Origin of the sequence: Lysinibacillus sphaericus, from assembly GCF_002982115.1 — a bacterium.
GTDB classification, from domain to species: Bacteria; Bacillota; Bacilli; order Bacillales_A; family Planococcaceae; genus Lysinibacillus; species Lysinibacillus sphaericus.
In genome coordinates this window covers 2,896,191-2,913,042 of the sequence record NZ_CP019980.1, presented here as the reverse complement: position 1 = coordinate 2,913,042, position 16,852 = coordinate 2,896,191, and the positions used below count along the sequence as shown (strand labels likewise).

Here is a 16,852-nt window from a genome sequence, read left to right as displayed (position 1 = left end):
ATATAATCACAAAAATATTATAATTATATTTTTGAGTTGAAGTTTAAGTATCCATAAATTTATATCGTGTTGTTTATAGCACATGAATACGTTTTAATGACTCACTTTTTAGGAGAAGCCAAGCCACTAAGATTTTCTGGGCACTCAAAAGCACTAATATACTGAAGGCTCCCTACATATCAAGGGAGCCTTTTTCTTAAACAGAATGTCTATTTCAGCAGATAATAAACTTTGTCCCGCAGATATTTTTCCCAAAAGCGCGCAATAGATTTTTGAAAAAAGAATACTCAATGTAATTCGAAATTTCAATGTCCAAAATATACAAAATTTTCGGAAATATGCTAAACTAGTAACGTAAAAAAGGAGGATGATTGGATATGACTGTACAGCAATTTACAGACTATGTGAAAAAAATGCAGCACTATCAGGAAGCATTGGGGGTAATCTATTGGGATATGCGTACTGGTGCACCTAAGAAAGGGGTAGCGCAGCGTTCAGAAGTAGTTGGCACATTATCGGCCTCCTTGTTTGACATGCAAACGAGTGAGCAATTAGGGGAACTACTGACGGCTTTAGAGGCACAAAACACAGAACTGGACTATGTAACACGCCGTTTAGTCGAGGAAGTACGAAAAAATTACGATCAAAATAAGAAAATTCCCGCTAAAGAATATAAAGAATATGTTATTTTACAAGCGAAAGCGGAAACAGTTTGGGAAGAAGCAAAAGCGACAAATGATTTTGCGCAATTTTTACCTTATCTAGAGCAAATCATTGAATGGCAAAAGAAATTTATACAATATTGGGGCGTTAAAAACGGTTCTACATACAATACGTTACTTGATTTATATGAACCAGATATGACGACGGAGGTGTTAGATCAAGTATTTGGCGAATTACGTGAAACGATTGTGGCGCTTGTCCAAAAAATCGCAGCTTCTCCAAATAAGCCAGATACAACGATGTTATTTAAACAATTTCCGAAAGAGGCACAGCGAGCATTGTCATTAGAGATGCTAACGCAGCTTGGCTATGATTTTGACGCAGGTCGCTTAGATGAAAGCGTTCATCCATTTATGATTGGCATCAATCATGGGGATGCCCGTATTACAACGAAATATGATGAGCATGATTTCCGTTCTGCGATCTTTGGCACGATCCATGAATGTGGGCATGCAATGTATGAGCAAAATATTGATGCCAAGCTTGCCGGTACACTATTAGCAACTGGGACATCAACAGGCATCCATGAATCGCAGTCACTATTCTATGAAAATCTGGTTGGTCGAAATGAAAAGTTTTGGGAGCATAACTATGAACGCCTGCAAAAACATTCGCCAGCACAATTTGGAGATGTTCCGTTAAATGATTTTCTTCGTGCTATTAATATGGTAGAGCCATCACTAATTCGTATTGAAGCAGATGAGCTAACATATCCACTGCATATTATGATTCGTTATGAAATTGAACGTGATTTGTTCAATGGGGATCTACAAGCTAAAGACCTTCCAGAAGTGTGGAATGCGAAGTATGAGGAATATTTAGGCATCCGACCAGACAACGATGCAAAAGGCGTTTTACAAGACGTACACTGGGCAGGGGGCATGTTTGGTTACTTCCCATCCTACGCATTAGGAATGATCTATGCGGCACAATGGAAGCATGCGATGGATCAAGATCTTCCAAATTTTGATGACTTACTGTCAAAAGGGGAGCTTCTGCCAATTCGCGAATGGCTAACAGACAAAGTCCATCAATACGGTGCGCTGAAAAAGCCGTTCGAGCTACTACAAGAGGCGACAGGAGAAGGCTTAAATGCCAAGTATCTTGCAAACTATTTACAAGAAAAATATACAAAATTGTATCAGCTATAAATAACAAGCGATTTCTCTCCAATGAGAAATCGCTTGTTTTTAAAATATTTTACCAGAGCTTAAAGCCTTTTGAGCCTGCTGGTGAATTTGAAATAATATCAAAGATTGGAATTGTGTAAGCAAAAATTATTAACGCTACTAAAATGACCAGCCATACTTTAAAGTTTTCAAGCATAGGTGGTGTTGGACCACTGCTTTCATGGATTGAAGCAATTGGGAATTCCTCTTCGCCTTTTGGTGCAAACCAAGCGAGCTTAATCACGACATACGTAATAACTAAAATCGCAATAAATAAAATAGTACCACCAACCGCTTGCGCAATCTGATAGGGAATCCAATCATATGCTTGTTGTGCACCGCCATATTCTGAATAGTCAGAGCGGCGTGGAGCACCAAGTAATCCTGCAATATGCATGGCTGTTGACATGATCGTCATACCTACTGCCCATAGCACGCCAGAAACAATACCAAGTGAATTTAATGACTTTGTCAGTTTACGACCTGTTAAATGAGGGATTAACCAAAATGCTGCTCCAAAGTACGTTAAAACAACTGCACTTGCAAATGTTAAATGGAAGTGCCCTGGAACCCAAATAGTATTATGAATAAGTTGGTTCATCTGGTAAGATGCATTGACAATACCACCGGCACCACCAGGAATGAAAGCAAGCATACCGATAAATGGAACGATAAAACGTGCATCTTTCCAAGGTAATTTTTTAAACCAGCCGAAAAGTCCTTTACCACCAAGCTCACGACCACGTAATTCAAACGTTGCGAATAAAGAGAATGCGGTCATTAAGGAAGGCACAACAACTGCCATTGTTAATACTACTTGTATAAATTTCCATGTTGTATCAATACCAGGCTCTGTTAATTGGTGATGTAAACCAACCGGTACTGAGAAAATTAAAAACAGCATGAATGATAAGCGAGCTAATGAGTCAGAGAAAACTTTTCCGCCAATGACTTTAGGAATGACTACATACCACACCATATAGGCTGGCAATAACCAGAAGTAAACGAGCGCATGGCCAAAATACCAGAAAAGTGTACGAGAAAGTAATACATCTACACGTTCAATAAGACCAAGTGACCACGGTAATAGTTGGAATAAAACAGAAACGGCTACGCCTAAAGAAGCAACGAACCATAGTAAATTATTGACTACTACCATAAAAGATAGTAGGGGAGACGTTTGGCCTTTATGTTCTTTGCGCCACTGAACATAGCGTAAAATTTGCCCTGCCGAACCAATCCAAGAGCCAACAACTACGAGTGTTAAACCGAGATAAAAAATCCAGTGCGCTTGCAATGGTGCGTAAAATGTATAAAGGACAGTTGCTTTATTTAATAACACCATGACTGCAGCCGCAACTGTACCGATCGTCATGAACCAAAAACCAATCCATCCAAGCAAGCGCTGTTTATCTGTTAAAGTACCAGATGTACGACTAACACCTGCGATTTGAAAACCGAATATAAAGAACGTTGTTAAAATAAGACCGAGTAAGACACCATGAACTGTTAATACTTGATAATAGCCAATACCAGCTGGCAATTTGAATTGACCTGAACGTACAAATACTTGTAATAAACCGGCGAGACCACCTAATAATAATGCGATAAATGCCACATAAACATGGGCAAGGGCAAGTTTCGCATCACGACGATCCACCTTTGTCATAGCGTTATTTAGACTCATTTGGATCCACCACCTTCAGCATAGAATGCATAAGCGTATGTCCTGTACCGCAGTATTCATTACATACTATTAAAAATTCACCAGTTTGATTGATTTCAGCTACATATTCAGAAATATATCCAGGTTCAAGCATCATGTTAATATTAGTGCCTGCAATTTCAAACCCATGAATCACGTCTTCACTTGTTGCGATAAATTTTACTTTTGAACCAAGTGGTACTTCAATTTCAGGTGGATTGTAAAAGAAAGCAGATGCTAAAATAACCACCTCATAATCCCAATCCTTTCCTTCCACTTTGTGTACACCTGGATTTGTAAATGGTGCAATTTCTTTTACTTTTTCATAATCGATGGTTTTCTTATTACTGTTCGGATGTGAGCCTTGATGGAATGCACCGATACCAAGAATAATAAGAAATGCAACTAACGTAGCTACGCCAAATACCAACCAGTACTTCTCATATTTATGTATATGCATATCTCTGTTGTCCTCCTCTGTTGTATTACTTACATCATGCTAATGAAATAGTGCCTTTTACTAAGGAAATTAAAAGCGGTCCATAAATAAATTGAAGCAGTATATCCAAATTAAAATAATGATAAAGCCTACTCCGAACACGCCATAAAGTGAACCTTTTAGATTATCTTCTGGTTTTTTATTATTAGCCATTTTTACTCCCTCCTAAGCTTTCATAGTAGCTTTCTTAAAGTCATAATATTACTATCCAATTCAATTTGATGTGAAAAAAATCACACATCTAAGTAGAATGTGTGAAAAAAATGTGAAATATTGAAATGCAAAAGGAGTTGGCTCTAATATGAGCCAACTCCTTTTTATGCGTATAACAAAGCGTATTCATAAATACTAGCTGTAGTTACATAGAATATATCGTTTGAAAGAGCCACAGTTAACTTGTTATGACTTCTTCTTCAATCGTCAGTAATACCGTAAGTGCACCAATGTTGGGAATCGTAACAGGTAGAACAAATGCTTTTTCAAAACCATAAAGTTTTGTGTTACCAACCATAACAGTAGGGGGTGTAATATCAATTTCTAAATTTTCCTGTCCTACTGCTGTACATAAATTACCTGCAATCATATTGCCAAATTCACCAGTGAAGGATTCTAGCATTTCTCCTTCTAATGGCATACCAAACATTGTACTGCCGATACCGCTAAATACTTCAGGGGAGGAATCTATAATTACACGTCCCTTTACATCTCCAATTAGGCCAATTAATACACCCATTTGCTGTTGTTGAAAGGGCTCAGAAATAATACTTGGCGCTTTCACTTGGATGTCCATAGGTAGGATTGTTTTTAATGCATGGATTGTCCCGTTTAAAATAGTTTGAAAGTACTTCGAATTACTCATCATTACCGCATCCTTTTTCCGACTTTTCTACATCTTACCATGCTGAAAGGGTAAGATGAAAGTATGTCTTGACGAAATCGGATGAAATTTATATTATATTAATGAGAATGATTTTCAAAATCAACGAATTTGTGCTATAGTGTACATAATAAGAAGAAAAGGAGCGGTCAGCAATGACATTCGTTTTCATTGGAGCAACAGTAGCTATTTATATTGGAGTAGGGAAATACGTGATGAAGCAGGCGACTGCACATTTAAATTAATAGTACTATAGTTTGTGGTACTGATTTTCAATCGTTTTTACAGTACATTAATATTTAATTCAAGAGTATGACTTGTGTCATACTCTTTTATTTATCGAATTTTATAGTTCGGATTTCAACTTGGATAAGAACCATCTAAAGTTTAATAGTATAGGACGAAAAATTTAGAATAATGGCATAATTTAATAGCGATCAAGGGCATTTATTTTTAATGTTTGATAAAATTGAAGCAGGTTGCAGGTTATAGAGTTCGGGGAATTGGAGAACCGACTTTGCAGTATTCATTAAAAAAATGAAAAGGGCTTGCGATAAAGCAATGTCCGATAGAAATTAGGTGAAGAATATGAAAAAAATACTATTAACGGGCTTTGTCCCATTTTTAGATTACACAATCAATCCTACGATGCAAATTGTAGAAAGTTTAAACGGGAGTATAATGGACGGCTATAAAATTGTTGGACGGACGCTATCCGTTGATTTTCAGCAATCCGCGCAGCAGTTAAAGCGATATATTGGGGAAATACAGCCTGAAATTATTATGTCCTTAGGGTTAGCTGGTGGACGATTTAAGATCACACCAGAGCGCATAGCGATTAATGTGAAAGATGGAGAGCCTGATAACAATGGCTATGTGCCTGTTGATGAAAGCATTGATGATGGTGGGCAGGATGCCTATATAACCAATTTACCTATTCGGAAAATGGTTGATCGATTATGTAAAGAAGGTTATCCTGCAGAAATTTCAAATACGGCAGGTACCTATCTATGCAATAATATTATGTATGAAGGGCTAGCTTATGCTAAGCAACATACAGGGATTCGTGCTGGCTTTATTCATATTCCGGCATCTTTTGAATTAGCGATTCAGCACGGCAAAATACCAGGTTGGAATATGCAAGATTTAATGATGTGCATTAAGCTTTGTATCGAGGAAACCATTCGTGAAACAAATCATTGAGTTCCCTCATACAATGTGGATTAGTCAATACACAATCCGTTTTGCCTTCGATGAAGTCATTTCGCAAGAAAATTTTCAGCTAGTCCAACAGTTTAACCGCTTTTTGAAAAAAATGCTACATACCAGTCTTATTGAAAGTGTTGCTAGTTATCATACGGTTACAGCATATGTGAAACACCAAGTAGATATAGCCTTCTTACAAGAACAATGGCTTACAATGCAAAGGAACGCCCAGGTTGGTGAAGTAACAAGTCAACCATTACAAATACCAATTTGTTATGATGAGGAATTTGCTTTGGATATGCACCGTGTGATGGATGTTACAGCTTTGCCATTTGAGGCCATAAAAAAATTGCATATGGATAAAGTATATAGTGTCTATTTAATCGGCTTTTTACCTGGATTTCCTTATTTAGGGGACTTACATAGCCAATTATTTGTCCCACGTTTAACAAAACCACGCCCGCTTGTGTCCGCAGGATCGGTCGGTATTGGCGGGTTACAAACTGGGATATATCCCCTCGATTCACCAGGGGGATGGAATATTATCGGTAAGACACCTTTCACATTATTTGATATTCATAGGAAAGCCCCTTTTCTCTTTACTCTTGGAGGTCAAGTGCAATTTTACGAAATAACCAAACAGGCGTTTTTAGAAATAAAAGTGAAGGAGTGTAGCAATTGAAGCCACTTCTTATTGTTAAAAAACAAGGTGTTTATGGTAGCATACAAGATCAAGGGAGGGAGGGCTACCGAGCATTTGGGGTCCCTCGATCAGGGCCAATGGACAAAGTATCATTTCAAGTTGCACATGCTATTGTAGATAATGCGACAGTGGACCAAACGTCGTTTGAAATGTTTATAGGTGGTTTTGAATTTCAAGCGTTAAATGATGGAACTTATGTATTGACTGGTGCAACTTGTCTGTGTTTATTAAATGGACGTCCCATTGAAATGTGGAAAACCTTTCAATTATTTAAGGGAGATATTTTATCTATCAAAAGCGTAAAGAACGGCTCGATTGTTTATCTCACACCTAAAGGTGGATTTCAAACAGACCTTGTACTTGGTAGTAAAGCCAACTTACCAATGGTAGATAGTACTCCATGTGTGGGCAGTGTGTTGTATGGGCAACATGCAACGCCATTATCATGGACAAGAGGGCTGTATGCACCTTACCGCCCTTATTTTCATACGGCTATTACAGTAAGGGTTTTTAAAGGGCCTCATTTTCCATTATTTACAGAAGAAAGTAGCCAACAATTTTTAGCTAGCTCCTATCAATTTTTGGGCGGGAATCGTATGGGCTATTATTTAAAAGGGAACGTCCTCGATTTGAAAACGAGGAAAGATATACTTTCAGAAGCGACCCAATTTGGGACAATTCAAGTGCCACAAAGCGGTCAGCCTATTGTTTTAATGGCCGATGCCCAAACAGTCGGCGGCTATCCAATCATTGCTACCATCCATGAAGATGATTTACATAAAGTTGCCCAAATGCGTATGTTTAACACAATAAGATTTGTACTAACGGAGGAATCGTATGCCAATTGATATTAATTGTGATATGGGCGAAGGTATGGATGTTTTGACACTCGACAAAGATGACGAAATTTTAGACTATGTAACGTCAATTAATATAGCCTGTGGGTATCATGCAGGGAATCATACAATCATGCATAGGACTGTACAAAATGCTATTCGTAAAAATATTCGTATTGGAGCACATCCAGGCTATCCTGATCTTCAAGGATTTGGGCGTCGAAATATGGATGTTAGTGCGGAAGAAATTTATAATATGATGGTCTATCAAGTTGGTGCTTTGCAAGCATTTGTCTCGGTAGAAAAAGGCATTCTTCATCATGTGAAGCCACATGGCGCACTGTATAATCAAAGTGCCAATGATATAGAAAAAGCAACAGCCGTTGTCAATGCGGTATATGATTTAAACCCAGCGTATGTTTTATATTGTTTAGCAGGTAGCAAAATCGTGCATATTGCGAAGGAAAAGGGCTTACGCGTCTATGAGGAAGTTTTTTCGGATCGTCATTACAATGACGATGGGACATTGGTAAGTAGAGAAGAGCCGAATGCATTAATTCAAACAGAAGAAGAAATGCTTGTGCATGTCAAAGGTATTTTAACTGCCAATGAAGTGATGTCTGTCCAACAAAAGAAAATACAACTTTCTGCCCAAACATTATGTATACATGGAGATGGCCCACATGCATTGACTTTTGCAAAGAAGATTTTTGCGTTAAGAAAACAAATAGGATAACAAAATGGATGGATGCTCAATAAAAGAGCATCCATCCAATTAAAAAATACATTGAATGACTCGATTTAATAGCAAAATACTTCTTCTAATGCTATTAAATAGTTGTCACTAATTCTACAGCTTCAATAATAATTGGAGTGCCTGCCGAGATAGTCGCTGTCACAGTGTTAAATGTTATTTCTGTTGCGGAAACTGTATAGGCATCACCTTCTTGAAGCACACCATTGATATATAAATTATAGTAGCCATTAATTACGACTGGGAAAGCAGTTGCTGCAGTACCACTGTCAGTCAAAAACGTTGTTGCAGCAAGTGTTGTACCATCTGTAATGGCAAGTGGTGTTGCTAAAATATTAAAAAATTTCGTGGATGTGCCTGAAACATTGACATTAATATTAATAATGGAAAGTGCCACGTGCATTCACCTCCTTTCAATAGTGCTAGTGAGTTTCGTTAAAAAAGCCGAGAGATTCAATAATAATGGGTGTTCCTCTATAAATAGTCGCGTTATCAGCATTTAAGACGAGTGCATTTGGTGTTACGGAATAAATGCCACCTTCCTGCATAACGGCGTTAATATAGAGATTTACATAGCCATTTGGATAGGTGATAATAAATTCTGGTACATTTACGCCGTTGTCATCAGAAAATAGATTCGCTGCTAAAGTGGCCCCATTTGTCAATTGAATATCGGATGTTACTATATAGAAATATCTATTTACTCTAGGAATAACCATCCCTTCAGGAACAATGATGGAAGGGGGTTGGGGAATAGGGACATCACGAGCTATAATACGAGGCCATCTAAATTGATTTTCACAATCGCATAACGGTGTAATCTGAAAACAATGTTTTTGCTTTACCATTTATATAATCACTCCTTTTATTTTGATCTTTATGCCCCTATAGTTGTATCAGATTTGTTTAGTGCTGAACCTCAAATTGTTATTTTGTAACCGTTTTTTAACCTTCACTCTTATCTAAAATATGAAAAAAAAGAAGAATTGCTTAGTTAACTATCCATTTTGCAGATAAAAATAGTAGATTTTCTACAAGGATCATGCTACTTCATTTTGGATAAACATGACTATGTTGACGAATATTACGTCTGAAACCTTGATATATATGCTTTTCAAAGTAAATTAGTGTTATACTTTGCATATCTAATAAGGTAGAATACTAATTGTGAATAATTAAAAGGATAAAGGGGTTACAGTTTTATGAAAGAATTTGACCAACAACTAGAGGGGCTTTTAAAGCAAGCTTCATTACAATACATAATCTATCAGCATAATGGTGATACAGAGCGTATGGATAAAACCTCGCTATTTGCACGTAAATTACAACAGAAAGAATATGTCATCGGTTTTGCTGGCCATTTCTCTGCTGGTAAATCAAGTATGATTAATGCCTTATCTGGTGAGAATTTACTTGCGTCAAGCCCGATACCGACAAGTGCAAATATTGTGAAGGTGTATAAGTCAGAAGAAGATTTCGCCGTCGTTTATATGCATAATGAAAAACCTGTTAAGTTTGAAGCGGGATATGATTTTAAAACCGTTAAAGAACTCAGCAAAAATGGAGATCTTGTATCACAAATTGAAATTGGTCATAGCGCTTCTACATTACCTCTTGGCGTAACAGTGATGGATACACCTGGTGTTGACTCGACAGATGACGCACACCGTATGTCTACAGAATCAGCGCTTCATATTGCAGATATTGTATTCTATACAATGGACTATAATCATGTTCAATCGGAGTTGAACTTTCAATTTACAAAACAATTAATGAAATATAATCCGAATGTATATTTAATCGTTAATATGATTGATAAGCATAAGGAAAATGAATTAAGCTTTGAAGACTTTAAAGCGACTGTTCACAATTCATTTTCAGCATGGGGCGTTGTGCCAAAAGGCGTCTTTTTCACATCTTTACGAGAGCCAGAGCATCCAAATAATGATTTTGAAACAGTGAAAAAAATTGTGATGGATAGCATGAACGATTGGCAAGATCAGCTTGTACAGACAGCGACCAATACGCTACGTTTATTGCAAAGTGAGCATGACAACTTCTTAATGGAAGAAAAGCAAGATCGTTTAGATATTGATGAAGATATTTTAAGTGCCGATGATTGGGCACATCATCAGGATATTTTAGAGCAATATAATAAGTTAAATCGTCAAGTAGAATTATTCTCAGTGGAAGCTTGGAATGAAACATTTGAGGAAGAACGTAAAGAGTTACTTGCTAATGCAACCATTATGCCGGCCGATGTGCGAGATAAATTGCGTCTTTATTTAGAAAGTAAGCAGGAAGGGTTTAAAGTAGGCGGTTTATTTTCAGCGAAAAAGAAAACTGAGGAAGAGCGTAATCGTCGTAAAGAAGAAGCATACAGTGCCTATCAAACAGTTGTACACGCTCAAATTACGGGTCATTTAAAAGGGTTAATGAAAAAGGCATTAAAAGATGTCGGGGCGTTAAGTGAGGAACGTGCGCAAGCAGTGGATGCTTATGTATTTGATTTACCATTTTCGTTAATTGAACAGCAAGTACAAGTCGGTGCTATATTAACAGGAGAGGCTGTTCTTAATTTTGCCAACCGTGTTGCAGAAGCAACGAAACGTTATTTTATACAGGAAACAGATGTGTGGAAGGATGCCCAAGCAACAACGTTACAAACTGTTGCAACTGAAACAGCAGCACCATCTAAGTTGAAAATGGCTGGTATGCAGGCGAAAGTAGATGCCATTCAAGCTGTACTAGAAATCGAAAGTTATCAGCAATATAGTGCAGGTGTTATGCATCAAGCAAGCAATGAAATTCGAAAAGAAGCGAATGATCAACTCACACTTTGGGAAAAAGCGTTTGAGCAGGATTTAGCAGATATCCGATTATTTGACGAGTCGATGCTCAAACCAAAAGAAGAGATTATTCAGCAAGAGGAAACGCAACATGCAGTGAGTACATCTAGTCTACCTATTGAAGGTGTTATAAAACGGGCACTTCATACAGCCAATGCGGTGAAAGAGGTCCAAGGTTTTGCAGAAGTAGCAAGCTATTTAGAAAACAAAGTAGAGCGATTACAGAAAAAGGACTTTACGATTGCATTATTCGGTGCGTTTAGTGCAGGGAAATCTTCCTTCTCGAATGCCCTAATGGGTGCAAAAGTGTTACCAGTATCACCTAATCCTACAACAGCGGCTATTAATAAAATTCGTCCGGTGACACCAGAGCATCCTCACGAAACAGCAGATGTTCAGTTAAAAACGGCAGCACAAATGCTTGAGGATATCCAAGGTTCTTATGCGGCGATTGGTTTAACGGTTTCGTCTTTAGATGAAGCATTTAACCGTGCAGATGAAGGACTAGCGGTACAGCTTACTGATGAACGATTAAATGTGCATAAATCATTTATTCGTGCATATAAAGAAGGCTATCCAACATTTAAAACGGAACTTGGACAAGTGTTACGTGTAGAGCGTGAAGAGTTTGAAAAATTTGTAGCACAAGAAAATAAATCATGCTTCGTCGATAATATTGACTTTTATTATGATAGTCCGTTAACGCGTATGGGTGTAACGCTTGTCGATACGCCGGGGGCAGATTCCATCAATGCGCGTCACACAGGGGTTGCCTTTGAATATATTCGTAATGCGGATGCCATTTTATTTATTACGTACTATAACCACGCATTTGCTAAAGCGGATCGAGAGTTTTTAATTCAATTAGGTCGTGTAAAGGATGCCTTTGAACTTGATAAAATGTTCTTTATCGTTAATGCGATTGATTTGGCAACGACAGAAGAAGAACAAGAAGATGTAAAAGGTTATGTTCGTTCAGAATTACAACGCTTTGGTATTCGTTTCCCACGTTTATATGGGGTATCTAGCTTAATGGCATTAAAAGAAAAAGTAGAGGGTGCTTCATTTGCATCGGGCATGCCTCCGTTCGAGGATGCTTTCCATACATTTTTAAATGATGAGTTAAGTGCATTAGCGGTGCAGGCACTTGCAGAAGAAGTGGACAAAACAGAGCAACGTTTAGGTGATTTAATTGCTCAAACAGAGGAAAACTTAAAACGTAAAGATGAGCGTTTAGCTGAGCTGACTACGCTTGAACAGCACATTAAATCGAAGTTTAATGCCTTAAATACAAGCATGATGGAAAGTGAAACAAAACAGGAACTAGATGAATTATTGTATTATGTTTTACAACGCGTCTTTTATCGCTACCCTGAATTCTTTAAAGAAGGTTATAACCCTTCAACCTTTGCGGCTATGCCTGCACAGCAAGCATTAGAGCATGCGTTGAAAGAAGTCTTGCAAAGCTTACGATTTGATTTTACACAGGAAATGCGTGTTACAAACTTCCGCTTATCCCAATTTATTAGTAAGAAAATGCAACTTCGTTTTAAAGACGAAGTCCGTGAGCTGAAAGAAATGAACCGTAGCTTCTCGTTTTTAGCCTTTGAATCATCTGAGCCAGATTTATTAGCATTTGAAGGTCCATTTGCAGATGTTACAAAATATGCAAGTGTGAAATCGCATTTCCGTAATCAAAAAGCATTCTTTGAGAAAAATGAAAAAGTCAAGCTAAGTGAAGCGTTAGAAGCATTAACAAAGCCAGATGCTCAAAATTATTTAGATGGACAAAAAGTAGCACTCATGACTTGGGCCATTGCCTATATCGGTGAAGAAGCGGAAAGATTACGCTTGCATATTTACCATCAAGCACTAGAGCAAATTGCAACTGAACGACTTGTGTTACAAGAGGAAAGTCGATTAGCTTCGTGGAAATCAATTTACGCACAACTACAATACGCATGAGGTGATTCACATGGGAAAAGTGTTCAAAACAATTGAGGAAATTCAAGTTGACGGTGTCCGTTTTGTAGATGCTCGCTATGATTTACAAAACAAACAATTTGGAAAGCAAGCATTTGAGGCAGGTCATGCACCAGGAGCGGTGTATGTTGATTTAGAGCAGGATTTATCGGATATGGAAAGCGAAAACGGCCGACATCCGATGCCGAGTAAGGAAAAGCTTACGTCTGTCTTTCAAGAATTAGGTCTGCGCTACGAAGATCAAATTGTCGTTTATGACCAAGGAGCATCACCGTTTGCACCGCGCGCTTGGTGGATGTTAACCTATGCAGGTTTCCCAAATGTGGTCATTGTCAATGGTGGAGCGACGGCATTGGAAGAAAAAGTGACGTTCACAAAGGATATTGTGAAATATGCGCCGACAACGCTTGATTTGAATTGGCAAGATCATCTGTATGCGCCACGTGAAGTAGTTAAGGCAATTGTTGATGGAGAACAGTCAGCAACGCTATTAGATGCACGAGCTGCTGCCCGTTACCGTGGTGAAGTTGAACCGCTTGATAAAGTGGCGGGTCATATCCCAACTGCTAAAAACTTTGATTGGGAGCAGTTAAAAGTTGAAGGAACACTGCAAGCTAATGATGCGCTTCGTGCGAAGGTTGCACAAGATGAACAGATAGTGGTTTATTGTGGCAGTGGTGTCACAGCATCACCGCTCTACGCAGTACTTGCAGATGAAGGGTATGAAAATATTCAGCTCTATACAGGAAGCTATAGTGATTGGATTACAGCATACGATGTAGAAACTGGAACAAATGAATAATTAGGAGAAGACGCTCACCTTGGTGGGCGTTTTTTTCTTCAGAAATACTTGGGCAGATTAAAATAGATCACTCATGGGGCTTCAAATGGAAATTTACGCTAAAAATGACTCATCATTCATTTTATGCTACACTTTTTTTACAAAGGGGAAGGGGGAAACATATGTATAAATTAGAGAAAAGTATTGAAATCGAACAACACGGTAACGTGCAATGTGCACATGGTAAAGTAGCTGTTCAAGGTATAGGAATGAGTGTCTATAGCTTTTATGTGGATGGACTCCTGATTGATACAGGTTCTAATTCGCTTGCAGAGGAGTTTCAATCTTTTTTTCGCGAGCTGTCGGTTGAACAAGTTGCGTTGACTCATGCACATGAAGACCATTCGGGCAATGCTGCTTGGATTCAGCAACAACAAAAGATCCCGATTTACGTTCATCGTGAGTCCATTGCGAATTGTGCGGAAGACGGAAACTATCCATTCTATCGTCAGGCGCTCTGGGGACAGCGACCAGCATTTATTGCACAGCCATTTGGAGACACACTTGAAACGAAATCTGCCACTTGGGACATTATTACGACACCAGGACATACAACAGATCATTTGTCGTTTTACAATCGGGCAACAGGTGCCATGTTTACAGGAGATTTATATATTCAAACGAAGACAAAGGTTGTGCTCGATGAGGAAAACATCGTACATACTTTGGCATCGTTAAAGAAACTATTACATTTTGACTTTGAGCAGGTCTATTGTTGCCATGCAGGTTTTCTTGCGGATGGTCGGGCGAAAATAAGCGAAAAAATTGCTTATTTAGAGGACTTGGAGGGAGAGGTGCGAAAGCTCTATTCCCAAGGCTACACAGACGATGCCATAACGAAAGCCATTTTTCGCCGAGAGTACCCAATCACCAAGGTGTCGGGGGAGCAATGGTCATCCAAACATATTATTACCGCTTTTACTAAGCAATTTAAGCAAGAGTCTTAAAATACATCGCGGGTAAAGCGTGCTACTTCGCGGGTATTTTAGCTCAATCCGCGGGTAAAGCACTCTACTTCGCGGATATTTTAGCTCAATCCGCGGGTAAACTGCACTGCTTGGCAAGTATTTTCCTTTTTAATATGAGTTTGTCCTCGTTCTGAGAGTCCTTGCCGTAAGGACTCTTTTTTCTGTTGTTAAAAAAGTTTGTGAAAAAATGTGAATAAAATGTGGCGGATTTAGATGTAACAATGGATGCGCTTACATGAGTTTGTGAAATTTTTCTCATTTACTGCAGTAAAATACTATGTGAAAAACTGAACAGGTTGATTGCTGTTATAACTACGTTTTTTAAAAGCTGAAAAAGGTTATTTATTATATCAGAATAATTGATTGTGAAATAAATAACAATACAATAAAACGTTATAAACGATAGGAAATATTGATTTATCAAAGAAAATACTGCTTTTTAGAGTTTTTTCATTGACTATGATTTCACAAAGTATTATGATACTGACATACAATAAAACAGAAGAAAAAGGGGCGGATTGAATGGATATTATGAAAAAAGCGTTAGATATGCATGCACAATATAGTGGGAAATTAGAGGTGATTTCAAAAGTACCTGTGCAAGACTCTTATGATCTTAGCCTTGCGTATTCGCCTGGTGTAGCGGCACCTTGTATTGAAATTGAAAAAAATCCATCGCTTGTCTATGACTATACAATGAAGGGCAATATGGTGGCTATTGTATCTGATGGTACTGCGGTGTTAGGGCTAGGGGATATTGGGCCGAAAGCAGCACTACCTGTAATGGAAGGTAAAGCAATTTTATTAAAGCGTTTTGCCAATGTTGACGCTTTTCCACTATGTTTAGATACAAAAAGTACGGATGAAATCGTCAGCATTGTGAAGGCGCTTGCGCCAACATTCGGTGGTGTTAATTTGGAAGATATTTCTGCACCACGTTGCTTTGAGATTGAAGATCGACTACGTCAAGAATGTGATATTCCGGTGTTTCATGATGATCAGCATGGTACGGCAATTGTTGTAGGTGCTGGGATGATAAACGCAAATCGTATTGTGAAGAAGGACGTAGCGACGATGAAAGTAGTTATTAACGGAGCTGGTGCAGCTGGTATTGCCATTTTACGTATCCTTGTACAAATGGGTTATAAAAATATTTATATGTGTGATACAAAAGGAATTATTTATGAAGGCCGTGCGGAAGGCATGAACCCGATTAAAGATGCGGTGGCGCATTTAACAAATCCGGAAAAATTACATGGTACGTTGGATGATGCTCTCGTAGGTGCCGATGTCTTTATTGGCGTATCTGTTGCGAATTTACTAACAGAGGCACATATTGCATCGATGAATGAAAATCCAGTTGTCTTTGCACTTGCGAATCCAAATCCAGAAATTACGTATGAAAATGCGAAAGCGTGGGGTGTTCGTATTATGGGGACTGGTCGTTCTGACTATCCAAATCAAATTAATAATGTCCTAGCTTTCCCAGGGATTTTCCGCGGAGCATTAGATGTCCGCGCAACAGATATTAATGAAGATATGAAGTTAGCAGCAGTAGAGGCGATTGCTTCTCTTGTGAGTGATGAAGAATTAACTGAGGAATATATCGTGCCTAAATCATTAGATGAGCGTGTTGTTGAAATTGTTTCACGTGCAGTTAGTGGAGCAGCCGTTGCATCTGGTGTATCTGAGTTATTCCAGCAACAAACCGTCCTTTCGGTATAATGTAAATTGTTATG

The 16,852-nt window shown here is 38.3% G+C and carries 15 protein-coding genes; 9 read left to right on the top strand and 6 right to left on the bottom strand.

Features of this window, described 5'->3' with window-relative positions; genetic code table 11:
* Positions 1-377 precede the first annotated feature (377 nt).
* Positions 378-1,874: a carboxypeptidase M32 gene (locus LS41612_RS14725; protein ID WP_024363394.1), complete on the top strand. Its 1,497-nt coding sequence runs from the start codon at positions 378-380 to the stop codon at positions 1,872-1,874.
* Between the two features lie 49 nt (positions 1,875-1,923).
* On the opposite strand, the gene LS41612_RS14720 is transcribed toward LS41612_RS14725, so the two are convergent.
* The 4 genes from LS41612_RS14720 to LS41612_RS14710 all read right to left on the bottom strand — a co-directional run bounded on the left by LS41612_RS14720 (position 1,924) and on the right by LS41612_RS14710 (position 4,955).
* Positions 1,924-3,579 (bottom strand): b(o/a)3-type cytochrome-c oxidase subunit 1, encoded by a 1,656-nt coding sequence (locus LS41612_RS14720; RefSeq protein ID WP_024363395.1) that lies wholly within the window; start codon positions 3,577-3,579, stop codon positions 1,924-1,926.
* Entirely contained in the window at positions 3,566-4,057 is a 492-nt protein-coding gene (locus LS41612_RS14715; RefSeq protein WP_024363396.1) for a cupredoxin domain-containing protein, read from the bottom strand. The genes LS41612_RS14720 and LS41612_RS14715 overlap by 14 nt, the downstream gene beginning before the upstream one ends.
* 69 nt (positions 4,058-4,126) lie before the next feature.
* Positions 4,127-4,249: a hypothetical protein gene (locus tag LS41612_RS23715; protein ID WP_255313800.1), complete on the bottom strand. Its 123-nt coding sequence runs from the start codon at positions 4,247-4,249 to the stop codon at positions 4,127-4,129.
* A gap of 238 nt (positions 4,250-4,487) precedes the next feature.
* A complete protein-coding gene (locus LS41612_RS14710) occupies positions 4,488-4,955 on the bottom strand; it encodes a chemotaxis protein CheX (protein ID WP_024363397.1) in 468 nt (155 codons plus the stop codon).
* A 606-nt stretch (positions 4,956-5,561) separates the two neighbouring features.
* Here LS41612_RS14710 and LS41612_RS14705 point away from each other — a divergent pair.
* From LS41612_RS14705 to LS41612_RS14690, 4 genes are read left to right on the top strand one after another with little or no spacing between them, the layout of a single operon-like run.
* The gene (locus tag LS41612_RS14705; RefSeq protein WP_024363398.1) at positions 5,562-6,176 is read left to right on the top strand and encodes a pyroglutamyl-peptidase I; all 615 of its coding nucleotides are present in this window, start codon (positions 5,562-5,564) and stop codon (positions 6,174-6,176) included.
* On the top strand, positions 6,160-6,861 hold the full coding sequence (pxpB, locus tag LS41612_RS14700) for a 5-oxoprolinase subunit PxpB (protein WP_024363399.1): 702 nt from the start codon (positions 6,160-6,162) through the stop codon (positions 6,859-6,861). The genes LS41612_RS14705 and pxpB overlap by 17 nt, the downstream gene beginning before the upstream one ends.
* The gene (locus LS41612_RS14695; protein ID WP_024363400.1) at positions 6,858-7,730 is read left to right on the top strand and encodes a 5-oxoprolinase subunit C family protein; all 873 of its coding nucleotides are present in this window, start codon (positions 6,858-6,860) and stop codon (positions 7,728-7,730) included. Before pxpB ends, LS41612_RS14695 begins: the two co-directional genes overlap by 4 nt.
* Entirely contained in the window at positions 7,720-8,454 is a 735-nt protein-coding gene (locus tag LS41612_RS14690; protein ID WP_024363401.1) for a 5-oxoprolinase subunit PxpA, read from the top strand. The genes LS41612_RS14695 and LS41612_RS14690 overlap by 11 nt, the downstream gene beginning before the upstream one ends.
* Before the next feature lie 94 nt (positions 8,455-8,548).
* On the opposite strand, the gene LS41612_RS14685 is transcribed toward LS41612_RS14690, so the two are convergent.
* Positions 8,549-8,875: a DUF4183 domain-containing protein gene (locus LS41612_RS14685; protein WP_233433801.1), complete on the bottom strand. Its 327-nt coding sequence runs from the start codon at positions 8,873-8,875 to the stop codon at positions 8,549-8,551.
* Between the two features lie 19 nt (positions 8,876-8,894).
* Positions 8,895-9,320, bottom strand: coding sequence for a DUF4183 domain-containing protein (locus LS41612_RS14680; protein ID WP_024363403.1), 426 nt, complete (start codon positions 9,318-9,320; stop codon positions 8,895-8,897).
* 354 nt (positions 9,321-9,674) lie between these two features.
* Here LS41612_RS14680 and LS41612_RS14675 point away from each other — a divergent pair, with 354 nt between their 5' ends.
* The 4 genes from LS41612_RS14675 (at position 9,675) to LS41612_RS14660 (ending at position 16,838) form a co-directional block, all read left to right on the top strand.
* Positions 9,675-13,286, top strand: coding sequence for a dynamin family protein (locus LS41612_RS14675; RefSeq protein WP_024363404.1), 3,612 nt, complete (start codon positions 9,675-9,677; stop codon positions 13,284-13,286).
* A 10-nt stretch (positions 13,287-13,296) separates the two neighbouring features.
* Positions 13,297-14,106, top strand: a complete 810-nt coding sequence (locus LS41612_RS14670) for a sulfurtransferase (protein WP_024363405.1) — start codon at positions 13,297-13,299, stop codon at positions 14,104-14,106.
* A gap of 161 nt (positions 14,107-14,267) precedes the next feature.
* Positions 14,268-15,092, top strand: a complete 825-nt coding sequence (locus LS41612_RS14665) for an MBL fold metallo-hydrolase (protein ID WP_024363406.1) — start codon at positions 14,268-14,270, stop codon at positions 15,090-15,092.
* 543 nt (positions 15,093-15,635) lie between these two features.
* Positions 15,636-16,838: an NAD(P)-dependent malic enzyme gene (locus LS41612_RS14660; protein WP_024363407.1), complete on the top strand. Its 1,203-nt coding sequence runs from the start codon at positions 15,636-15,638 to the stop codon at positions 16,836-16,838.
* The last annotated feature ends 14 nt before the right edge of the window (positions 16,839-16,852 follow it).